This window comes from Nocardia sp. NPDC102475, from assembly GCF_055584605.1.
Map to the genome: position 1 here is coordinate 163,099 of NZ_JBVJLS010000010.1, position 22,071 is coordinate 185,169.

The 22,071-nt window shown below is 66.0% G+C and carries 13 protein-coding genes, 1 tRNA gene and 1 pseudogene; 10 read left to right on the forward strand and 5 right to left on the reverse strand.

The window, feature by feature from the left end:
- Window positions 1-182 precede the first annotated feature (182 nt).
- Window positions 183-2,555: a penicillin-binding protein gene (locus ACZ60G_RS19895; RefSeq protein ID WP_465811505.1), complete on the forward strand. Its 2,373-nt coding sequence runs from the start codon at window positions 183-185 to the stop codon at window positions 2,553-2,555.
- A gap of 61 nt (window positions 2,556-2,616) precedes the next feature.
- Here the strand turns inward: ACZ60G_RS19895 and ACZ60G_RS19900 are convergent, their stop codons facing one another.
- On the reverse strand, window positions 2,617-3,081 hold the full coding sequence (locus ACZ60G_RS19900; protein WP_063046865.1) for a GatB/YqeY domain-containing protein: 465 nt from the start codon (window positions 3,079-3,081) through the stop codon (window positions 2,617-2,619).
- A gap of 169 nt (window positions 3,082-3,250) precedes the next feature.
- Between ACZ60G_RS19900 and ACZ60G_RS19905 the strand changes: the two genes are divergently transcribed.
- From ACZ60G_RS19905 to ACZ60G_RS19935, 7 genes are all read left to right on the forward strand, one after another.
- A complete protein-coding gene (locus ACZ60G_RS19905) occupies window positions 3,251-4,213 on the forward strand; it encodes a metallophosphoesterase (protein ID WP_465811506.1) in 963 nt (320 codons plus the stop codon).
- A 134-nt stretch (window positions 4,214-4,347) separates the two neighbouring features.
- Window positions 4,348-5,589, forward strand: a complete 1,242-nt coding sequence (locus tag ACZ60G_RS19910) for a DUF8017 domain-containing protein (RefSeq protein WP_465811507.1) — start codon at window positions 4,348-4,350, stop codon at window positions 5,587-5,589.
- A 60-nt stretch (window positions 5,590-5,649) separates the two neighbouring features.
- Window positions 5,650-5,723: transfer RNA gene (locus ACZ60G_RS19915), tRNA-Pro, on the forward strand.
- Between the two features lie 476 nt (window positions 5,724-6,199).
- Window positions 6,200-6,907 (forward strand): GntR family transcriptional regulator, encoded by a 708-nt coding sequence (locus ACZ60G_RS19920; protein ID WP_465811508.1) that lies wholly within the window; start codon window positions 6,200-6,202, stop codon window positions 6,905-6,907.
- Between the two features lie 10 nt (window positions 6,908-6,917).
- Window positions 6,918-10,568 carry an urea carboxylase gene (uca, locus tag ACZ60G_RS19925; RefSeq protein ID WP_465811509.1) on the forward strand — a complete coding sequence of 1,217 codons (3,651 nt, stop codon included), beginning with the start codon at window positions 6,918-6,920 and terminating at the stop codon, window positions 10,566-10,568.
- Window positions 10,565-12,292 carry an allophanate hydrolase gene (gene atzF / locus ACZ60G_RS19930; RefSeq protein ID WP_465811510.1) on the forward strand — a complete coding sequence of 576 codons (1,728 nt, stop codon included), beginning with the start codon at window positions 10,565-10,567 and terminating at the stop codon, window positions 12,290-12,292. Before uca ends, atzF begins: the two co-directional genes overlap by 4 nt.
- 103 nt (window positions 12,293-12,395) lie before the next feature.
- Complete coding sequence (locus ACZ60G_RS19935; protein WP_465811511.1) at window positions 12,396-13,634, forward strand: FAD-dependent monooxygenase; 1,239 nt, start codon at window positions 12,396-12,398, stop codon at window positions 13,632-13,634.
- 614 nt (window positions 13,635-14,248) lie between these two features.
- On the opposite strand, the gene ACZ60G_RS19940 is transcribed toward ACZ60G_RS19935, so the two are convergent.
- The 4 genes and pseudogenes from ACZ60G_RS19940 to ACZ60G_RS19955 all read right to left on the reverse strand — a co-directional run.
- A complete protein-coding gene (locus ACZ60G_RS19940; RefSeq protein WP_465811512.1) occupies window positions 14,249-15,709 on the reverse strand; it encodes a catalase in 1,461 nt (486 codons plus the stop codon).
- Window positions 15,660-16,151 (reverse strand): Fur family transcriptional regulator, encoded by a 492-nt coding sequence (locus ACZ60G_RS19945; RefSeq protein ID WP_465811513.1) that lies wholly within the window; start codon window positions 16,149-16,151, stop codon window positions 15,660-15,662. The genes ACZ60G_RS19940 and ACZ60G_RS19945 overlap by 50 nt, the downstream gene beginning before the upstream one ends.
- A gap of 249 nt (window positions 16,152-16,400) precedes the next feature.
- The gene (locus ACZ60G_RS19950; RefSeq protein ID WP_465811514.1) at window positions 16,401-16,622 is read right to left on the reverse strand and encodes a hypothetical protein; all 222 of its coding nucleotides are present in this window, start codon (window positions 16,620-16,622) and stop codon (window positions 16,401-16,403) included.
- A gap of 110 nt (window positions 16,623-16,732) precedes the next feature.
- Window positions 16,733-17,749, reverse strand: a pseudogene (locus tag ACZ60G_RS19955) (ATP-binding protein); the annotation flags it as partial.
- Window positions 17,750-18,980: 1,231 nt separating this feature from the next.
- On the opposite strand from ACZ60G_RS19955, the gene ACZ60G_RS19960 reads away from it, so the two are divergent.
- Together ACZ60G_RS19960 and ACZ60G_RS19965 are read left to right on the forward strand one after the other, a co-directional pair.
- Complete coding sequence (locus ACZ60G_RS19960; protein WP_465811515.1) at window positions 18,981-20,210, forward strand: APC family permease; 1,230 nt, start codon at window positions 18,981-18,983, stop codon at window positions 20,208-20,210.
- Window positions 20,211-20,720: 510 nt separating this feature from the next.
- Window positions 20,721-22,070 carry a serine hydrolase domain-containing protein gene (locus ACZ60G_RS19965; RefSeq protein WP_465811516.1) on the forward strand — a complete coding sequence of 450 codons (1,350 nt, stop codon included), beginning with the start codon at window positions 20,721-20,723 and terminating at the stop codon, window positions 22,068-22,070.
- The last annotated feature ends 1 nt before the right edge of the window (window position 22,071 follow it).

Below are 22,071 nucleotides of genomic sequence, written 5' to 3' on the forward strand. Positions count from 1 at the left end.
GGTACGTCCGTCCCTGCAACCGTGATCCAGAACCGGGCGGTCGACTCGACCTGCGGCCCGCCCCTCCGCGACACGCCGGAATCTATCCCGCGACACGCCCAATCCGGCATGCGAACTCCAGGATCCGAGCTACTCGCAAACACACCCGAGAGCGCCAGATCGGCACCCCGTAGTCTGGGTCCGTGCCGATCACACATACGCTCGCGAGGCTGGCCGGCAGCTGCGCGCTGGCCGCCGTGCTCGTCGCCGGGTTGTTGTTCCCTCTCGCAGGCGGTTTCGGGTTCGTCTCCAACCGCGCCGCCGACGCCGTCGACAATGTGTCCGCAGAGCTGGTGGAGGGCACCGCCCCCGCCGTCTCGACCATGGTCGATGCGAACGGAACACCCATCGCCTGGTTGTACGAGCAGCGCCGCTTCGAGGTCCCCAGCGACAAGATCTCCAACGATATGAAGTTGGCGATCGTCTCCATCGAGGATCGGCGCTTCGCCGAGCACGCGGGTGTGGACTGGACCGGGACCATGCGCGCGTTCGTCACCAATACGAGCAGCGGCGAGGTGCAACAGGGTGCCTCCACCCTCGATCAGCAGTATGTGAAGAACTTCCAGCTACTCGTCGTCGCAAAGACCGACGCCGAGCGCCGGGCCGCCATCGAGACCACGCCCGCACGCAAACTGCGCGAGATCCGGATGGCGCTCACGCTGGACCGAGAGCTGACCAAGGACGAGATCCTCACCCGATACCTCAATCTCGTCCCGTTCGGTAACTCCTCCTACGGCATCCAGGACGCGGCGCAGACGTACTTCGGCGTCGACGCCGCGAATCTGAATGTGCCGCAGTCGGCGATGCTCGCGGGCATGGTGCAGTCCAGTTCGAAGCTGAATCCCTACACCAATTCCGAGGGTGTGCTGCAGCGGCGCAATACCGTGTTGGACACGCTGATCCAGAACATCCCCAGCCGCGCCGACGAATTCCGCAAGGCCAAGTCCGAACCGCTCGGCGTGCTCCCCGAGCCCAAGGGCCTGCCGCGCGGCTGCATCGCCGCCAACGATCGCGGCTTCTTCTGCGACTACGCGCTGCAGTACCTGGCCAATGCCGGTATCAGCCGCGAACAGATCAATACCGGTGGCTACACCATCAAGACCACGCTCGATCCGGCTCTGCAGGATTCGGTGAAACGCTCGGTCACCGAGGCCGCGAACCCGAACCTCGACGACATCGCCCAGGTGATGTCGGTGGTCGGGCCGGGACAGGATTCGCATCCGCTGCTCGCGATGGCCAGCAGTCGCACCTACGGCCTGAACCGCGATGCCAACGAAACGGTGCAACCGCAGCCGTATTCGATGGTGGGTGACGGCGCGGGCTCGATTTTCAAGATCTTCACCACGGCCGCGGCCATGGAAAAGGGCCTCGGTATAAACGCCCAGCTCGATGTGCCGGGCCGGTTCGAGGCGAAGGGCATGGGTAACGGTGGTGCGCGCGGCTGCCCACCCGCCACCTACTGCGTGCAGAACGCGGGTAACTACAAGTCGCCGATGTCGGTGACCGAGGCGCTGGCCACCTCGCCGAATACCGCGTTCGTCAAGCTGATTCAGGCCGTCGGGGTCACCCCGACCGTCGATATGGCGGTGCGCCTGGGCATGCGCTCCTACACCGAGGCGGGCAGCTCGGGCCACGGCAACCAGAGCCTGGCGGACATGATCAAGGAACAGAACCTCGGCTCGTTCACCCTGGGCCCGGTCGCGATCAACCCGCTGGAGCTGTCGAATGTGGCCGCCACCTTGGGGTCCGGCGGCCGGTGGTGCCCGCCATCGCCGATCAAGGAGGTGATCGACCGCTCCGGGAAGACGGTGCCGCTCACCCAGCAGGCCTGTGAACAGGTCGTCGATCCCGGACTGGCGAACACGCTGGCCAATGCCATGAGTCAGGACGACATCAGCGGCACCGCGGCCGGCGCGGCGCGGGCGACCGGCTGGAACGCGCCGCTGTCGGCCAAGACGGGCACCACCGAGAGCCACCGCTCCTCGGCGTTCCTCGGCTTCACCAATTCGCTTGCGGCCGCGGCCTACGTCTACGGCGACAGCCCGACACCCGGTGAGATCTGCTCGTTCCCGCTGCGTAGCTGCGGCGATGGCAATCTCTTCGGTGGTAATGAACCCGCTCGCACCTGGTTCAACGCGGTCAAGCCGGTGATCGGGAACTTCCCGCCGCCCGCACTGCCGCCGCTGGACGACAAATATGTGCGCGGGTCCAACCAGGCCCAGGTCCCCGATGTCGCGGGCATGACCCAAGGTCAGGCGACTGCCGCACTGGTCGCCGCGGGCTTCCAGGTCTCGCCGGTGAACGGCACCGGTGCGCCGCCGAAGGGGACGGTGATGGGGACCGCGCCGAATGGGTCGGCGATTCCCGGGTCGGTGATCACGATCTATATCAGCGACGGGACGGAACGGGCACCCGCGCCTGCACCCGGACCGGCGCCCGCGCCCGGTCTTCCGATTCCAGGTATTCCAGGCATTCCGGGATTACCGAGTATTCCGGGATTCCCCGCCCCTCGATAACGCTTCATGAATACGAAAGCCGCCGATCTGGATTCCAGATCGGCGGCTTTCTTCTTTGCGGCTACAGACGCGACTTCACGGCTGCCGAGATGCGAGAGCCGTCGGCCTTACCGGCGGCGATCGCGGTGGCGGCCTTCATGACCTGGCCCATCTGCCGCATGCCCGGGCGCTCGCCGAGTTCCTGGGCGACCTGCGCGATCGCGGTATCGGCGACATCGGCGACCTCGGCGTCGGTCAGCTGCGTCGGCAGATATTCATCGATGATGCGCGCCTCGGCGTGTTCGTTGGCGGCCAGTTCGCCACGCCCGGCCTGGGCATAGACCTCGGCCGACTCGCTGCGCTTCTTCGCCTCTTTCTGCAGTACGGCGATGACCTCGGCGTCGGAGAGCTCACGCGCCTGCGAGCCCGCGACCTCCGCGGTCTGGATGGCGGCGAGCAGCATCCTGAGGGTGGCGAGGCGCAGCGTGTCCTTGGCTTTCATCGCGGCGGTCATATCCGCACGCAGCTGCGATTTGAGTTCCGACATGTGCCACACGGTAGCCGTTTCCCTGTTCGCGGCCCACTACATTTGGTGTCCGACCCGGATTCTGTCCACTCCTCGTAGCGACTGCTTGCAGGTCGCTCGAAACGGCCGGCCGACCGCTTGTGCGGAAACACACTCGGCGTTCCGCACCGGGGTCACCTATGCTGGGCAAATGCCCGTAATCTCGACCTCCGCCATCCGACGAACCGCGTTGGGAGCCGCCGGGGCCGCGGTGGCCGGTATCGGCTACGCCTCGCTGATCGAACGAAATGCCTTCGTACTGCGCGAGGCCACGGCGCCGGTGCTACAGCCCGGCTCGTCGTCACTACGGGTGCTGCACATCAGCGATCTGCACATGATGCCTGGTCAGAAGCTCAAGCAGCAGTGGCTGCGGGAGCTGGATCGGCTGGAGCCGGATCTGGTCGTCAATACCGGCGACAATCTTTCGCACCAGAAGTCGGTGCCCGCGGTGGTTCAGGCCCTCGGCGGATTGCTTTCCCGCCCAGGCCTTTTCGTTTTCGGCAGCAATGACTATTTCGCGCCGGTCCCGAAGAATCCGGCGAAATACTTCAAGAAGGATCACCGGCGGGTGTACGGCGCGCCGCTGCCGTGGAAGGACCTGCGGGCGGCATTCACCGAGCGCGGCTGGCTCGATCTGACCCATGTCCGCCGTGATGTCGAGGTCGCGGGCATTCGAATCGCGAGCGCGGGCGTCGACGATCCGCATCTGCAGCGTGATCGGTACGACACCGTCGCCGGTGCGCCCAACCCGCTGGCCGTGCTGAGTATCGGCCTGACCCACTCGCCCGAACCCCGGGTGCTGGACCGCTTCGCCGAGGACGGCTACGACCTGGTCATGGCCGGACATACGCACGGCGGCCAACTGTGCCTGCCCGGATACGGTGCGCTGGTCACGAACTGCGGTATCGATCGCTCGCGGGTGAAGGGTTCGTCCAAGTGGGGCGCGCACACCCAACTGCACGTCTCCGCGGGTCTTGGCACCTCGCCGTGGGCGCCGTACCGCTTCTGCTGCCGCCCCGAGGCGACGCTGCTGACCCTGGTCGCCGCACCGCCGAAACGTCCCAATGCCGATAGCGGACAGGGCGTTTCACCGTCGGAAGCCATCGCCCGCTGAGTTCGGCTAAGAGCGCATCTGAGAACTCTGTCGGTGCGGACATCCGATAAGGATGGTGTCGGGAACCATCGATAAGGGGTTTCCAGACACGCTGTAAGGTCCTGTGCCGAGACTGACATCAGGCAGGGGACAGTGTGAGTGATTTCGACGACCGGCGCGAACCCGGTACGCCGTATCAGCAACAGCCTTATGGGACAGAGCAATTCGGCCCTGCGCTGGGACGGCCCGGATCCGGGCAGTCCACTCCCACGCAGTCGGGGGCCGACGCAACGCACGGCACATTCGGGGCGCCGGTCGAGCTCGATCCGGCCGCACTGTCGCCGTTCGGCCCCGAACCGACGGCCACACCGTGGAACGGCGGCGTCGCACCGGCCCTGCCCATGCCGTGGCAGCCCGAGCAGCAAACGGCAAGTGCCCCTGGTCAATTCGATCCGACCCTGCAGTGGGCGCCGCAACCCGCTTCGGCATGGCAGCCGGGCTCGGCGACGCAATTCCAGCCCGGCGCAACACCATCCGGACCGCACGGCGGTATGCGAGCTCCCCATGGCCCGGGCGGTGGCTCCAATGCGTTCTTCGGTGACCGATTCACCGCGGACCTGGCCGCCGCGTCGAGCGCGAACCGACCGAGTCGCGGGCGCCGCACCGCATGGATCGCCGCCGCGATCGCGACGCTCGTGGTCGCGGGCGGAGCGACGGCGGCGATCGTCACGGCCAACCACGGCTCGGACGACACCGCGGCGCAGAACCCGGTTCCGTCGATGGTGAGCGCACTGACCCCCACGGGTTCACATACATCGCCCCAGCCGACCACCACCAAGCAGGCCCCCGCCAATAACGAAACCCCCGTCATACCCGGTTACCAGGTCGTGGTGGCCTCGGACCTCGGGGCCGCCTATGACGTACCCGCCGACTGGACGGTCGCCCCCGACGGCAAGGTCGGCGGCTTCGGCGATCCGCCGGACGCGGTCACCGGCAAGGGGCTGGCCACCGAGGGGAAGGGCTACTGCCCCGGCTCGACCCGCACCGTGGCCTTCCTGACCGGCTCCAAGGACACCGATTCGGCAACCGCCGCAACCGAACTCGGCACCAGGACCGCCAAGATCGCCTACACCAACTCATCGGGTGGTACCCCGGGCGCCGCGCAGCCGCTCCGCTCGCTCGACGGCTCCCAGCAGGGCATGTTCGTGGAGACCAAGGGCACCGCGACCAAGGTCAATCCGGGCTGCGCGACCGAGTACTCCGTCTATACCTTCGCCACCCCCACCGATAGCGGCAATTTCGTCATGGTGATCGCGGCCGACACCGGCGTCCCCAATGCCGTCGACGCGGCCACCGCGATGCGCATCTTCACCAGCATTCGCCCCCATGGAGGGTGATTGACCTGCGGGTTTAACGTCTGGACGTGAGCTGTTGTAAGCTACTCCAGGTTCGCTTCACGGGGTGTGGCGCAGCTTGGTAGCGCGCTTCGTTCGGGACGAAGAGGTCGCAGGTTCAAATCCTGTCACCCCGACTCGTGGTTGAGACGAACGGTTCCGCCCCCGGCCCGCACAGGTCGGGGGCGGAGCTGTTTTCGCTGGTTGGTCCGGCGTCGGCCACCACACCGCGCAGGCAATGACCGCTAGTAGCCCGCAGACCAGGGCGAGCAAGCCAACGATCACGAACGCATCCATCCATACCTCCCGAGACTTCTCGTAGGTGCACCCGGCGTCGCGACCGATCGGCACCGACCGGCACGGGAGTGCCCGGCTGTCATCAGCCTGCTGGGACAATGTGTCCTGCGGTGGTGCGGCGACGTTGCCAAGTGTTGCTGTCTGCTCCCCCTCACTGTGCACCGCCTGTGCGAAATTCCGGAAGGCGGCACGCCGAAGGAATGCGCGATGGTTCCGATATGTCCCCGGTCGTCCGATATGGGCGGTGAGCAGACTCTTACCGCTTGCTAACCTGCGGTCATCTCGATGAAACGCAAGGTCCATAGCGTATACACACATGTCGACAAGGCTGGCCACACTGGCGGATGCGGCGGGACGACCGCTGCGGGATGTTGTTTATACGACTTTGCGCGCCGAGTTGATGAACGGGGATATCCGATTCGGCGAGCGCCTGACCGAGCCCAAGCTGTCGACCCGGTTCGGTATCTCGCGGACGCCGGTCCGGGAGGCACTGACCATGCTGTGCTCGGACGGACTGTTGCAGCGGGAGGAATACGGCTTCACTCCGGTGCGGCCAAGCATTCCGTTGATCCGGGACCTGTACGAGCTGCGAATCACCTTGGAGCTCGGTGGAATTCAGCGCGCCATCGACAATCCGGCGGTCGTGCACGATCATGCGTTGCTGGCGGCCGAGCGCGAGGCCTGGCTGGCCCTGCGTGCGGATCCGCCCGAGCAGGAGCCCGGTTTCGTGGTGCGCGACGAGGAGTTCCACGTCACGCTGCTGACGGCGGCGGGCAACGCCGAGCTGGTGCGCTCGCTCAAGGCGGTGAATTCGCGGATCCGGCACGTGCGGATGTACGACTTCATGGTCAACAACCGGATCGAGACCACCATCGCCGAGCATCTGGGAATTCTGGATGCCGTGCTGGCACAAGATCTTCCGCTGGCATATCGGCTGCTGCACACACACATCGGGGAATCGCTCGATGTCGTTCTCGATCGGGTCACGCGGGCCATTGCCGCGATGTCCTTGGCAACTGAATAGGGAGTTTCCGGTGACACTGGAATTCGATACGGTTCTGGTCGCCAATCGCGGCGAAATCGCCTGCCGGATCATGCGAACGGCGCGCGCGGTCGGTCTGAAAACCATCGCCGTGTACTCCGACGCCGATGCCGGTGCGGCACATGTCGAAATCGCCGATGTCGCAGTACATCTTGGGTCGAGTCCGGCGGCGGAGTCGTACTTGCGAGCCGACCTCGTTGTCGAGGCGGCGCTGTCGACGGGTGCGGGCGCGATTCATCCCGGATACGGATTCCTTTCGGAAAACGCGGATTTCGCCACGGCGGTGACCGATGCCGGAATCGCGTTCGTCGGGCCGACGCCGGAGCAATTGCGCGTCTTCGGCGACAAGCACACCGCTCGCGAGACGGCCGAAGCCGTTGGGGTGCCGCTGATTCCGGGTAGTGGACTGCTCGAATCGACCGAGCACGCGGTGGCCGAGGCCGAGCGCATCGGCTATCCGGTAATGCTCAAGGCGGCCGGTGGCGGCGGTGGTATCGGCATGCAGGCCTGCGGTAATGCCGATGAGCTGCGGTCGGCGTATCTGCGCGTGCAGCGTCTGGCCGCGACGAATTTTTCCTCGAATGGTGTTTTCCTGGAGCGGTTCGTGGCGCGGGCCAGGCATATCGAGGTACAGCTGTTCGGTGACGGTTGCGGGCGCGTGGTGAGCCTCGGCACCAGGGATTGTTCGCTGCAGCGGCGCAATCAGAAGGTCATCGAGGAAGCGCCCGCACCCGGACTCGCGCCGGAGCTGTCGGAGCAGTTGCTCGCGGCGTCGCGGGAGTTGGCCAGGTCGGTAGGGTACCGATCGGCGGGCACGGTGGAGTTCGTCTACGACGTCGAGCGCGGTGCGGCCTCGTTCCTGGAGATGAACACCCGGCTGCAGGTCGAGCATCCGGTGACCGAAGCGGTGACCGGAGTCGATCTGGTCGAGTGGATGCTGCGGCTGGCGGGCGGGGACAGCTCGATGGTCGACGAACTGCCCGAGACCGGACCGGCGATCAGCGGATGGGCCGTGGAGGCGCGAGTCTATGCCGAGGATCCGGGACACGAGTACCGGCCGAGCGCCGGGTTGATCACGGCCGCGACCTTTCCGGTGGATGCGGCGGTTCGCGTCGATACCTGGGTCGCGACGGGCACCGAGGTCAGTCCCTACTACGACCCGCTGCTGGCCAAGGTGATCGCGTCGGGGACCACTCGCGACGCGGCCTTCGCGGGATTGAGCGATGCGCTGGCCGCGACCAGGATCTACGGGGTCCAAACGAATCTGCCCCAGTTGCGGGCCGCGAGTGCTGATTCCGTGGTGCTCGACGCGGACCACGTCACGACGACACTGGCCGATATCCGACCCGCCGGCCATCGCATCGATGTGCTGCGTGGTGGCACGATGACCACGATCCAGGATCATCCGGGACGAATCGGCCTGTGGCAGGTCGGAATTCCGCCGTCGGGTCCAATGGACGACCTGTCGTTCACCCTGGCCAATATCGCCGTCGGCAACCCCGCAGGTGTGCCCGCGCTGGAATGCACGCTGCAGGGTCCACAGGTGCGTTTCGCCGATACGACCGTGGTCTGCGTGACGGGTGCTTCGACGCCGGTCACGGTGGATGGACAGCCGGTCCCGATGTGGCAGCCGGTTACCGTCCCGGCCGGGTCGGTGCTCGATATCGGCGCACCGTCGGACGCCGGATTGCGCACCTACCTCGCGGTGCGCGGCGGCATCGATGCGCCGCTCTATCACGGCAGCGCCGCCACCTTCACCCTCGGCGGCTTCGGCGGCAGCACCGGTAAAGCCCTTGTCGCAGGGGATGTGCTCGGAATCGTCCGGAATCGGCCCGAACTCGCTGAACCACAAGCGGTTCCGCTCGACGAGCGACCCGAATTCACGCACGTCTGGCAATTGGCCGTGGGTATCGGACCGCAGACCGCACCCGCCTATTTCACCGATGCGGATATGGACCAATTCTATTCGCACCCTTGGAAAGTCGGCAGTCACGCGAATCGCACCGGCATTCGGCTGGAGGGGCCGAAGCCGACCTGGTCGCGCACCGACGGTGGCGATGCCGGATTGCATCCGTCGAATCTGCACGACAACCCGTACAGCGTCGGAACATTGAATGTGTCCGGTGATACCCCGATCCTGCTCGGCCCGGACGGTCCGAGCCTCGGCGGCTTTGCCTGCCCGCTCACTGTGATCTCGGCGCATCGCTGGAAACTCGGCCAGTTGCGTCCCGGCGATACCGTTCGCTTCGTGCCCGTCGACGATGACCGGGCCACCGCGCTGCGCCGTTCGAATACCGCCCGTGCCAAGGCCGAAGCCCCAACTGCGGCGCTGAGCCTGCGCACCGGTTCCCGCGCGCCGGCCGGACTGGACGATCGCGGCATCCTCGGCGCCGCTGCCGCGGGTGCGGATCGCCCGCAAGTCGCCTATCTGCGCGGCGGCGATGACAATATTCTGGTCGAATACGGCGAGATGGTGCTGGATCTAGGCCTGCGCATGCGGGTGCACGCACTCGCCGAGGCGCTGGCGGGCACCGGACTGCCCGGCATCATCGATGTGACACCAGGTGTCCGTTCGCTGCACATCCACTTCGATCCCGAAGTGCTGACGCAGCATCGGCTGCTCGGCACGCTGACCGACCTCGAATCCGAACTGCCCGCAACCCATGACCTCGTGGTGCCCAGTCGCACGATTCGATTGCCGCTGTCGTTCGACGATCCCTCGATTGCCGAGGCCATCGATCGATACCGCAGCGGGGTCCGCGATACCGCGCCGTGGTTGCCTTCGAATACCGAATTCATCCGCCGCATCAATGGACTCGACAGCGTCGAGGATGTGCGTGCCGCGGTCTTCGATGCCGAGTACCTGGTACTCGGCCTGGGCGACGTCTATCTCGGTGCACCGCTTGCGGTACCGCTCGATCCGCGACACCGGCTGGTCACCACCAAATACAACCCGGCGCGCACCTGGACACCAGCGGATGCCGTCGGCATCGGCGGCAAGTACCTCTGCGTCTACGGCATGGCGTCACCGGGCGGCTATCAGCTGATCGGCCGGACGGTGCCGATCTGGTCCAGCTACCGGCAATCCGCACCGTTCGAAACGGGCACCCCGTGGCTGTTTCGATTCTTCGACCGCATCGTCTGGGAGCCGGTGACTCCCGAGCAACTGCTCGAACAGCGCGCGGCGGCCGCGGCCGGACGTTTCGACGCCGAGGTCAGCGATGGCACCTTCGCACTCGCCGACCATTTGCGAATGCTCACCGAAAATGCCGAAGCCATAGCGGAATTCGAAACCAAGCAGGCCATCGCCTTCGAGGCGGAGAAACAGGCCTGGCGCGCCGCGGGGGAATTCGAGCAGAGCACGATCGTCGAGAGTGTGCTGGAACCCGCTACCGACCCACTGGCCGGATTGCCGCAGGACGCAACGGTGGTCACCGCACCGATGATCGGCAATGTCTGGCGGGTGGAAATCGAGGTGGGCCAGCGTCTCGACGCGGGCGATCCTGTTGCCATCCTCGAGGCGATGAAACTCGAATTGCCGGTGCACAGCCCGGACACCGGCACGGTACTGAAGGTACTGGCCACCCCAGGCGCGAAAGTGGAACCGGGAACCCCCCTAGCAGTGATCGGAGCCGCCGAATGACCGCAGGCGTCCTAGGCAATATCGAAGTCCATGGCACGCCGACCGCGCGGGTCGCGGCCGCGTACCGGCGCATCGCGGAGGTCGATCGGCCGGAGGTGTGGATCACGCTGCGTGCCGAGGCCGATGTCGCCGCCGAGGCCGCCGGCGTCGAACAGCGGCTCGCCGCGGGTGAATCCTTGCCGTTGGCAGGGGTGTTGGTCGCGGTGAAGGACAATATCGATGTCGCGGGACTGCCGACCACTGCGGCCTGCCCCGAATTCGCCTACACCGCCGAGGTCACCGCGGCGGCGATCGAGCGCCTCATCGCGGCGGGCGCATTGGTTCTCGGCAAGACCAATCTGGATCAGTTCGCAACCGGACTCGTCGGTACGCGCAGCCCATACGGCGCGGTTCGCCATGCGCACGATCCGGAGTTGATCTCCGGCGGGTCCAGTTCGGGATCGGCGGTCGCCGTAGCTCTCGGTATTGCGGATGTCGGAATCGGTACGGACACAGCGGGTTCCGGACGCGTTCCGGCGGCACTGCACGGAATCGTCGGTATCAAGGCCAGTTTGGGGATCATCCCGGCACACGGGGTGGTTCCGGCATGTGCGGACTACGACGCAGTGACCGTTTTCGCCACCGACCTGGACAGCGCGGTCGCGTCGGCCGCGGTCATGGCCGGACCAGAGCCTCGGGATCCGCGCAGCCGGTCCTGGCCCGCCGATGTTCCGCTCGCCGCACCGCAGACTATCCGACTGGCGATCCCGCGCTCCGCGGATCTCGTCGCGCTCAGCGATTCGTACCGAGATGCGTTCGCCCGCACCGTATCCGCGGTGACGAGCGCCGGGATAACGACCGAGGAGGTCGATATCTCGGGGATGCTCGATGCCGCGCTTCTGCTCTACGACGGCGCGATCGTCGCGGAACGCTATGCGGCCGTCGGCGCATTCCTCGATATCGCGCCGGCGAGCGCCGATCCCACCGTGACGGCCATCATCAATGCGGCGCGAGCAACGACCGGCCCCGGATTCGCGGCCGATCTGGATACCTTGGCCCGAGCCAAGGCTGCGGCGGCGGTGACTTTGCAGGGATTCGCCGGGCTGCTGTTGCCGACGACCACCGAGCATCCGAGTATCGCTGCGGTACAAGCGGATCCGTTCGGCATCAACCGACGGATGGGCACCTTCACGAACTTCTGCAATATCCTCGATATGGCGGCCGTCGCCGTCCCCGGCCTACCCACCGCGGCCGGCGCGCCCTTCGGCGTGACGGTCGTGACGCCCGCCTTCGCCGATCAGGTCGCCGTCGACATCGCCGCCCGCATCATCGGCGCGGACAACGCCCCGGCACTGGTCGAAGACGGTGTCGAGCTGGCCGTCTTCGGCGCGCACCTGCGCGGTCAGCCGCTGCACTGGCAGTTGGAGGAGATCGGCGCGCGGTTCACCGGCGAGATCCGCACCACCGACGCCTACCGCCTGACCGCGCTCGACACCACACCCGCGAAACCTGGACTGGTGCGCCACGGCCCGGGACTCGGTGCGCCGATCCTCGGCGAGCTGTTCCGGGTATCGGCGGCGGGACTCGGCCGCTTCCTCGCCACGCTGCCCCCGCCGATGGCGCTGACCAGTATCGAACTATCCGACGGACATACGGTCATCGGCTTCGCCTGCACTTATGACGCCGCAGGTACTGCCACTGATATCACCTCCTACGGCAGTTGGAAGGCCTACTTGCAGCACTAGAACCAGCCGCTGGCTCAAACGTCTTACACATTTGTTCTAGACAAACGTGCAGCACGTCTGTTAGACATATGTGCAAGACATTCGAGCCAGTGAGGAACAGATCATGAGCAACACCAACCCCGCCACCAACCGCCCGCGGGTCCTCGTCTGCGGCGGCGGCATCGGCGGCAATGCCGTTGCCCTGCAACTGCTCCGGGCCGGGATCCGGGCCACCGTGGTCGAGCGGGCGGCCGCGCCTCGCCCCGGCGGGCAGGCTGTGGATCTGCGCGGTCCGAGCGTCGAGGTGGCGGAGCGGATGGGGCTTATGCCGGGTATTCGCAAATCCCAACTGGACGAGCGCGGCATGGTTTTCGTGGACAGCGAGGGCAAGGAACTGCTGCGCATGGCCGCGGAGGTTTTCGAGGGTAAGGGCGCGGTCGCCGAGATCGAGATCACCCGCGGCGACCTGAACCTGGTGCTGCTCGATCTGCTCGACGAGGCGGGCGGTATCGATTACCGCTACGGCGAATGGGTTACCGAGATCAGCCAGGACGACGCGGGCGCCGATGTCACCTTCGCCTCCGGCAGCACCGAGCGGTTCGACATCGTGATCGGCGCGGACGGGCTGCATTCCTCGACCCGGCGCCTGGTCTTCGGCCCGGAGGAGGATTTCTCCACCTATCTCGGCGGCTACATGTCCTTCTTCACGCTGCCGACGCCCGACTATGCGGAGCAGCATTGGATCGCGATGAACTCCCTGGTCGGCGCGACCGGTGTGGGCCTGCGCCCGGATGCCGATCCGGCCACCTGCAAGGCGCTGGTCGTCATTCGCGACGCCGCGAATCCGGCGCTGCGTCGCGATGTCGCGGCGCAGCAGCAGCTCATTCGCGAGCGGCTGGCCGATGGCGGCACGATCGCAAGCACCGTGCGCGATGCCATGTCCACCGCCGACGACTTCTACTTCGACGAGTTGGCCCGCATCGACGTCCCGAACTGGTCCAAGGGCCGCGTGGTGCTGCTCGGCGACGCGGGTTACTGCGGTTCGCCGCTCACCGGGCAGGGCACCGCGATGGCACTGGTCGGCGCGTACGTCCTCGCCGGTGAAATCGCCGCGCACGCAACCGATCCCGAAGAGGCGCTGGCCCGCTACGAAGAGGTGCTGCGGCCGTTCGTCGCCACCGCGCAGGAGCTGCCGCCGGGTGGTCTGCGCTCGATGACGCCCCAATCGCGGTTCGGCATTCGCGCGGGTCTGTTCGTCAGCAGACTGATGACCACCAAGATCATGAAGCCGCTCATGATGAAGATGCTCACCAAGACCGAGAGCTACGAACTGCCCGATTACTCGGTCCAGACGGTCGGCTGACCGCTCGAGGCCCGGCCGGGCCGGTCACCCCTCGTGAACCGGCCCGGCCACATACACCCTTGGATGGGATCGTCGGCACGCACCGAATGGTTACCTTCGGCAGCGGCGACGGATTCGCCGGTCAGCTCCGGGAAGAGCCATCCGAAGTGGTTGCCCCCGATAGAGCGCCAGCGGGCCGGTCACCCCTCGTGGACCGGCCCAGCTGGCACTACCCCCGTGACGCGACCTGTTACCCCTCGTGAACAGGTCGAGTCCGGTTCCCCACCCCCGGTGGTGGCTTGTGTTGCGGTGTTGACACAAACAATGCCGTCGCGGGCTTGTTGGGCACTTAAGAAGACCTTGCAGGAACAAAACCGCAGGTAGTCGCATTATTTGTGGAAGATCCCGATAAGTTTGCGGCGCGGTGGCGCGAATCGGCGGATGATGGAGCATGAGGGCGCCAAGAAGAATGGGAGCGGCGATGGAAACCGTGGTTGTCTGGGTGCTGGCCACACTGCTCTATTGGTGGGGCCTGTTGTAGTTCCGAGCCCTGGGGCCCGTGGATTCCCCCATAACGAAAAACTCCGCCTCCGACCGAAATGGTCAGGGGCGGAGCTGTTTTCGGACCTGAGTTATCAGCCGTCCAGTCCGGTGCGGACACCTTCCTCGATACGCTTGCCGAGCTCGGCGTCCACGTTCTTCCAGTATTCGAAGACCCGGGACAGCACCGGCTCGCGCACACCGCCGAGCACATGGCCGACGATATTGTCCACTAGGCGATCTCGCTGCTCGTCGTCGAAGACCTCACGGACCAGGGTGCCCGCCTGGGTGAAATCGCCGTCCTGGGCGTGCTCGATATAGCCCGCGCGTACGACGGCCGGGTCGAACTCCCACACGCCGCCATCGGGTGCCCGCTCCGGATCCGCATGCGGGCCACCGAACGAATTCGGCGCGTAGACAGGCACATTCGCGTCGTTGTAGTCGTAGCGCATCGCGCCCTCCTTGGAGTAGGAGTTCACCTCCGCGGCACGTGCGCGGTTCGGCGGCAGCTGCGCGTAGTTGGTGCCGACTCGGTAGCGGTGCGCGTCCGCGTAGGCGAACACCCGGCCGAGCAACATTTTGTCGGGCGAAAAGCCTATGCCTGGAACGACATTCGAGGGTTCGAAGGCGGCCTGCTCGATATCGACGAAGTAGTTGCCAGGATTGCGGTTCAGCGTCCACTTGCCGACCTCGATCAGCGGGTAGTCCCGATGCGACCACACTTTGGTCAGGTCGAACGGGTTGAAGCGGTAACCCTCGGCTTCGGCGACCGGCATGACCTGCACGTACAGGGTCCAGCTCGGGAACTCGCCACGCTCGATCGCCTCGTAGAGATCGCGGCGGTGATAGTCGGCGTCCGCACCCGCGAGGCGGTCGGCCTCGGCCTGGGGCAAGTAGTCGATGCCCTGATCGGTCTTGAAGTGGTATTTCACCCAGAAGCGCTCGCCCGCGGCATTTATCCACTGGTAGGTGTGCGAGCCGTAGCCGTTCATATGACGGTAGGTCTTCGGGATGCCGCGGTCGCCCATCAGCCAGGTGACCTGGTGCGAGGTCTCCGGACGCAGGGTCCAGAAGTCCCACTGCATATTGTGATCGCGCAGGGCGCTGCCGGGCAGGCGCTTCTGCGAACGGATGAAGTCCGGGAACTTTATCGGATCCTTGATGAAGAAGATCGGGGTGTTGTTGCCGACGAGGTCGTAGTTGCCGTCCTCGGTGTAGAACTTCACCGCGAAACCCCGTGGGTCGCGCCAGGTGTCGGGGCTGCCCTGTTCGCCAGCGACGGTGGAGAACCGCGCCAGCGATTCGGTCCGCGCGCCCGGCTGGAAAAGCTTGGCCTTGGTGTAGCGACTCACGTCATTGGTCACCAAAAGCTCGCCGTATGCGCCTGCGCCCTTGGCGTGCACGATCCGCTCCGGCACCCGCTCCCGGTTGAACTGGGCGAGCTTTTCGATGAGGTAGTGGTCGTGCAGCAGGATCGGACCCTGGGTGCCCGCGGTGAGCGATTCGTTATCGCTCGATACCGGCGTTCCGGTGTTGGTGGTGGTCGGCTTGGTCATCGGCAGCCTCCTTCGCTGAATGTGTACGGCAGGTCGGGCACAGACCCCAGAAGACGACCTCGGCCTCGTCGATCACGAACCCGTGCGCGTCCTCGGGTTCCAGGCAGGGGGCGGTGCCCACGACACAGTCGATATCGACGACCGTGTCGCAGCTTCGGCACACCAGGTGGTGGTGGTTGTCCGCGACCCTGGCCTCGTACAGCGCGGGCGAACCGGCGGGTTCGATGCGCCGCAGGATTCCGGCATTCACGCAGGCCCGGAGCACGTCATAGACAGCCTGCGTGGATACCGAGCCCAGGGTTTCGCGGACAGCGGCGGCCACCCGATCGGCATCCGAATGCGGTCGGGCCGCCACCGCAGCCAGCACCGCGACCCGTGGGGCAGTAACCCGCAGACCGGCCGCACGCAAGCGTTCGCGCGGATCGGTGAGGTCGGTGTGCATGCATTCGATGGTCACGCATTTTCTGGAATTAGTCAAGAGTTTGGGTAGATCCAGAAAAGAATCTTGTCGCGCGAGTAAGCCAGCGGATGTGGCGGCGGTTACGGAAGACGCGGGCGGCTGGGTGCTTCAAGCGGGACGCCGATGCCGCGCACACCTGGGCGCCGATGCGCATGCCTCCGGGGGCACGGGTGTCGCACACCTGCAGGCACAGGTGTCGCACACCCGGGGGCGCAGACGACCCACACCGCTTCAGGGGACGCCGGTGACGCACACCGCAGAACGCACACCGTCGGCGCAGACGACGCGCAGCTCCAGGGGGACGCGGTGACGCGCACCTCCGGGCACGAGGATGCCGCACACCCCCAGGACGCACCCGCCACACACCCCGGCGCAGACGACGCACAGCTCCAGGGACGCCATAACCCACACACCGATAAGACGGGAGATCCGCACACCCCGGGGCGCAGACAACGCGCACTCCTAGGACGCAGACGACGCGCGGTTCCAGGACACAGACGATGGCGCCCTCCGCCGGATGGAGTGTGGGTTGGTGCGCCCCGAGTGGCTCGGCCGGGCCTGTTTCAGGAGCGGAACTTCTTGGCTCGCATGTACTTCGCGAGTTCGTCGTACGTCCCGTCGTTATTGGCGAATTCGATTACGTTGCGGGCGGATTCGAACCAGGGGCCCGCGCTCGGCTTGATCTGGCTCAGCGCGACTTCGATATCGGCCATACCGACCGGGCGCACGGTGCCGGTGCTGATCGAGTCGGCCATCGCCAATTGTGTTGCCGAGGTACAGATGTGGGCCAGGTCCGCACCGGAGAAGCCGTCGGTGCGCCGCACGATCGCCGGGAGATCGATGCCCGCGACCGGACGCTCCTTCAGGTGGTAGTGCAGGATCGCCCGGCGCGCGTCCGAATCCGGCAGGCCGACCAGGATCATGCGGTCGAACCGGCCAGGGCGGCGCAGGGCGACATCGAGGTCCCACGGGTGGTTGGTGGCGCCGAGGATGTAGACGCCGTCGTTGCTGTGGGTGGCCGAATCCATCTCGTTGAGCAGCTGATTCACCACATTGCGCATCCAGGCCGAACCCGACATCTGACTGCGCTTGTGCCCGAGTGCGTCGACCTCGTCGAGGAACAGTACGCAGGGCGCATTGCGGCGGGCCATTTCGAAGACCTCGTGCAGATTGCGCTCACCGGAACCGTGATAGATATCGAGGATGTCGGCGATCTCGATCGGGTAGAAGTTCGCACCGAGTTCACCGGCGACCGCCGCGGCGATGAAGGTCTTACCGCAGCCGGGCGGGCCGTAGAGCAGCAGTCCGCCGCGCGCGGAAGTGCCGAAAGCCTTGGCGAATCCGGGATTTCGGATCGGACCGAGCAGGGTGAGTTCGAGCTGACGCTTCACATCCTGCATGCCGCCGACGTCGGCCAACTTGACGGTGGGCTTTTCGAATATGCCCACATCGGAGTCGGTGACGAATTCGCGCGGCCCCTCATCGATGAATGCGGGGGCGATGATATCGCCGACCTGCTCTTCAGCGGCCGCCCAATCATATTGCGACGGATTGTCTTTCGCCTCATCCGCTGTCGAGTCGTTTGGCGTGGTGTTGCTCGGCGTCGGCTCGCTCGACGTCGGCTGGCTCAGCGTGGGTTCGCTCGACGTCGGCTGGCTCAGCGTCGGCTCGCTCGGCAACGGCTGACTCAGCGTCGGCTCGCTCGGCAACGGCTGACTCAGCGTCGGCTCGCTCGACGACGACTGACTCAGCGTCGGCTCGCTCAGCGACGACTGACTCAGCGTCGGCTCGCTCGACGACGACTGACTCAGCGTCGGCTCGCTCGACGACGACTGACTCAGCGTCGGCTCGCTCGACGACGGCGGGCTCAGCGTCGGCTCGCTCAGCGTCGGCGGGGTCGGTACAGCGGGCATCGCACCACTTGCGAGCGCCATCGTGCACTGCTGCAACAGCTCCAGCACCCGAGCATGTCCCGGTTCCTGACCGAGGGCGGTCGCACACTGGGCCAGCGCCTCGGCATGGCGGCCACGATCGATCAGCAACTCGATCACCCGCACCCGCAGCGTGAGTACCTCCGGACTGCGCTCCAACGCTGCCAGCATTTCGGCCAGAACCAGATCATCGGACACGCCGATCCCCCTCTTCACCTCGTGAGCCCGTTGATTCTAGATTGCGGTACGCGAGTCCGTACCGGCCCGAACCATCCCCCGCGGGACCTGCCCGTCGAGCGGCCATGCCGCATCTGATCGCGGTCGCGGGGTGCGGCGGCGTGCCTCCCGCAGTTCCGCCTGTGCATATCCGGTCCCGAGTGCGAAGACGCCGACTTCTGCCGGTGATGGCAGAGGCCGGGTGCCAGCCCCCGCTGGGCTTGCCTGAATGACGACGCAGCTTGGGTAGCTCAATAAATACCGATTGGTCGGTTTCATAGCACCGGCCGCAGTATCCGTCCGTGCTGCACAGGCAGGTCCGTGCGCTGCCCAGGCAGCTGGGAATTATCGGGAGGAGGAGCGCATCGTGGCGGATCCGACCAACTGTTTTTCGTTGTGCGCATCACATCGCATTTCGTGGAATAGATCCGGACGGTGGACCGTTGATCATCTCTGTCGGCGTCCGGACAGCCCCGGGCCTCACCCCATTCGTCGCTACGAGCGACCACTCGCCGAGAGGCGCTTGTGGGACGTCGGCACTCGAGTCGTGACGTTGGCGTGGCGTCCGGCGACTCAGCGCCGCCAGGTTTACCAACCTGGCGGCGTTTCGTATTTCCGGAGCGCTCGGCTCGTGGTCGACCGCGATGTGGTCGATGATGCAGCCATGGCAACGCACGGCGACGCGCTGCGACGCAGGCTCGGACTCACCGACTCGGTGGTCATCGGGCTCGGGTCCATGGTCGGCGCGGGCATTTTCGCCGCACTTACTCCCGCGGCGGGTGTGGCGGGTAGTTGGCTGCTGCTCGCCCTGGCTGTGGCCGCACTGCTCGCTTACTGCAATGCGACGTCCTCGGCACGGCTGGCGGCGCGGTACCCGGTATCGGGCGGGACGTATGTGTATGGACGCGAGCGTCTCGGTGCGTTCTGGGGATATCTGGCCGGGTGGGGATTCGTCGCGGGTAAGACCGCATCGTGTGCGGCGATGGCACTGACAGTGGGCGGCTATGCGTGGCCGGACCATTCGCGGGTCGTCGCGGTCGCGGCGGTTGTCGCGATCACCGCGATCAACTACACCGGCGTGCAGAAATCGGCGCTGGCCACCCGGATCATCGTGGCGGCGGTACTTGCCGTGCTGGTGCTGGTCGTCGGGGTGGGATTGTTCGGAAACCATTCCGCCGCAACGACTCTGCCGGACCGGATCGGACCGCGCGGAGTCTTACAGGCCGCGGGATTGTTGTTCTTCGCCTTCGCGGGATATGCCCGCATCGCCACCCTCGGCGAGGAGGTGCGCGATCCGCGACGCACGATTCCACGGGCCATCATGATCGCGCTCGGGATTGCGCTGGCAGTCTATGCGCTGGTGGCAGTGGCCGCGTTGGAGGTACTCGGGTCTGCCGGTCTGGCGCATGCGATCGATCCGCTGGCCCGGGTCGTCTCGACGGCGGGGGTGTCTGCGCTGGCTCCGGTGGTCCGGGTCGGCGCGGTGCTCGCGGCGGCCGGATCCTTGCTCGCGCTGATACTGGGGGTTTCGCGCACGGTGCTGGCGATGGCACGCGACAGCTATCTGCCGGGTGCGCTGGCCGCCGTGCATCCGCGCTTCGGCGTGCCGCATCGGGCGGAGTTGGCGGTCGGCGCGGTGGTGGCGGCGGTAGCAGGAACCTTCGGTCTGCGTGCGGCCATCGGGTTTTCGTCGTTCACGGTGCTGGTGTACTACCTGATCGCCAATGTCTCGGCGGCGACGTTGACCGAGGATCGTCCGCCACGCTGGGTGCCGCTCGTCGGCGCGGCGGGGTGCGTGGTTGTCGGGCTTTCGCTTCCGCTCAGTTCGGTACTGACCGGACTCGCGGCCCTTGGCGTGGGCGCCGGCTGGTTCATGGTGCGTACACGCCGCTGACTGTCGGGCTGGCGCTCCCGCTCGGCTCGGAACCAACCGGACTCGCGGTCCTTGGCGTGGGGTGGTTCGCGGTACGGACACCCCGCTGACTGTCGGGCTGTCGCTTCCGCTCGGTTCGGTACTGACCGGAACCGTGGTCCTAGCCGCAGGCGCCGACTGGTTCATGGTGCGTACACGCCGCTGACCGTCGGGCTGGCACTCCCGCTCGGCTCGGAACCAACCGGACTCGCGGTCCTTGGCGTGGGGTGGTTCGCGGTACGGACACCCCGCTGACTGTCGGGCTGTCGCTTCCGCTCGGTTCGGCGCGCAACGGAATCGCGGTCCTCGCCGTTGGCGCAGGGGGTTCGCGGTACGGACACCGCTGATGTCGTCCGAAGTGCGGACCGATTTGGGTGAGCGGCGCGCGGCAGATGCGTTACGACGTCGAGCGGCGCGCCGAGTTGGCAATTGACTGAGACGCATTCAGCCTGTTGCCCCGTCTGGCTAGGTCGGTCGCGATAGCCTTTGCGCATGGGGCGCATCTACGGATTCCTGGCCGGAATCGCAGCGGTATCGCTGGTCGCGGGAAGCGTTTTCGCCGGAGGTGCGCAGGCCACGCACACCGAGCAGCTGTCATGCGGGGTGTCTTCCGGGCGAGAGCCGGAACGGGCGGCACCGGAACAGGTTGGACTGGATTCGGGGCGGCTCGCGGAGGCATTGGAGTTCGCGAGCGGGCGTAATCGGTTGAATGTGCAGGTGTTCCGGCACAATTGCCTGATCGGCGAGGGGCCGACGAACGACCAGACCGGAAATGTCGCCTGGAATATCTGGAGTGCGACGAAGAGCGTTGTTTCCCTGCTTGCCGGAATAGCCTGGGATCAGGGAAAACTCGATATAGCAGCGCCGATCGATCGGTATCTGCCGCCCGGACTCGGTGATGCGCGGCATCGGTCGATCACCGTGGAGAATCTGCTGACCGAAACCTCCGGTATGAAGGTGGGCGTGCTCACCGAGGGCGTCACCGGGGTGATTCCGATCGATCCGAATAGTGCGGTGCAGGCGCTCGGGGTACCGTTGGACAATCCGCCGGGCGCGGCATTCAGCTACAGCCAGCGCAATGTCGATCTGCTCGCCTATGTCATCGAATTAGCCGTCGAGGAACCGCTGCAGCAGTTCGCGCAGCGTGAGCTTTTCGATCCGCTCGGCATCGAACGCGGCGATTACTACTGGGCGCGCGACCGCGCCGGGCACACCTACGGATACGCCCATCTGATGATCCCGCCGAACGATTTCGCCAAGCTCGGGCTGCTGGTGAGCAATAACGGGAGCTGGGGCAGGCGGCAAATCGTCTCGCAGGCATATCTGTACAAGGCACGCCAGCCGTCAGCGGCGAACGCGTGCTACGGCTATCTGTTCTGGATCGGACCGGGATGCGCCGAGACCCCCGACTACCTGCCCGCCGACATTTACTCGATGTCGGGACTCGGCATGCAGAACGTCTTCATCATGCCGAGCCTGGATTTGACGGTGGTGTGGACCGGTGTCTTCGGAAATGTCAGCAACGAGGGCATTTCGGGGATTGTGCAGAACACCGCGGAGCTGCCGTACGAATTCTTCCGTCGGCTGTTCGCGGCCTTCGAAGTACGTCCGGTGCCCGATCCGGGTCCGTATGTCGAGCCGCCGCTGCGTCTGGATCCGAGGCGGTTCGTGGATACGAATCTGCTGCTCGCGGTCTTCGGCATCGGACCTGCGGCATATCCGGGCTGCAATGTCTTCAGCTGCCTGAACTATCCGTTGGCGCCACCGTTCGCCGATACCGCACCCGGGTGCGTCATTCTGGTCTGCCTCGGTCCGGATCCGCGCACGCCGGGCATCCGCTGAA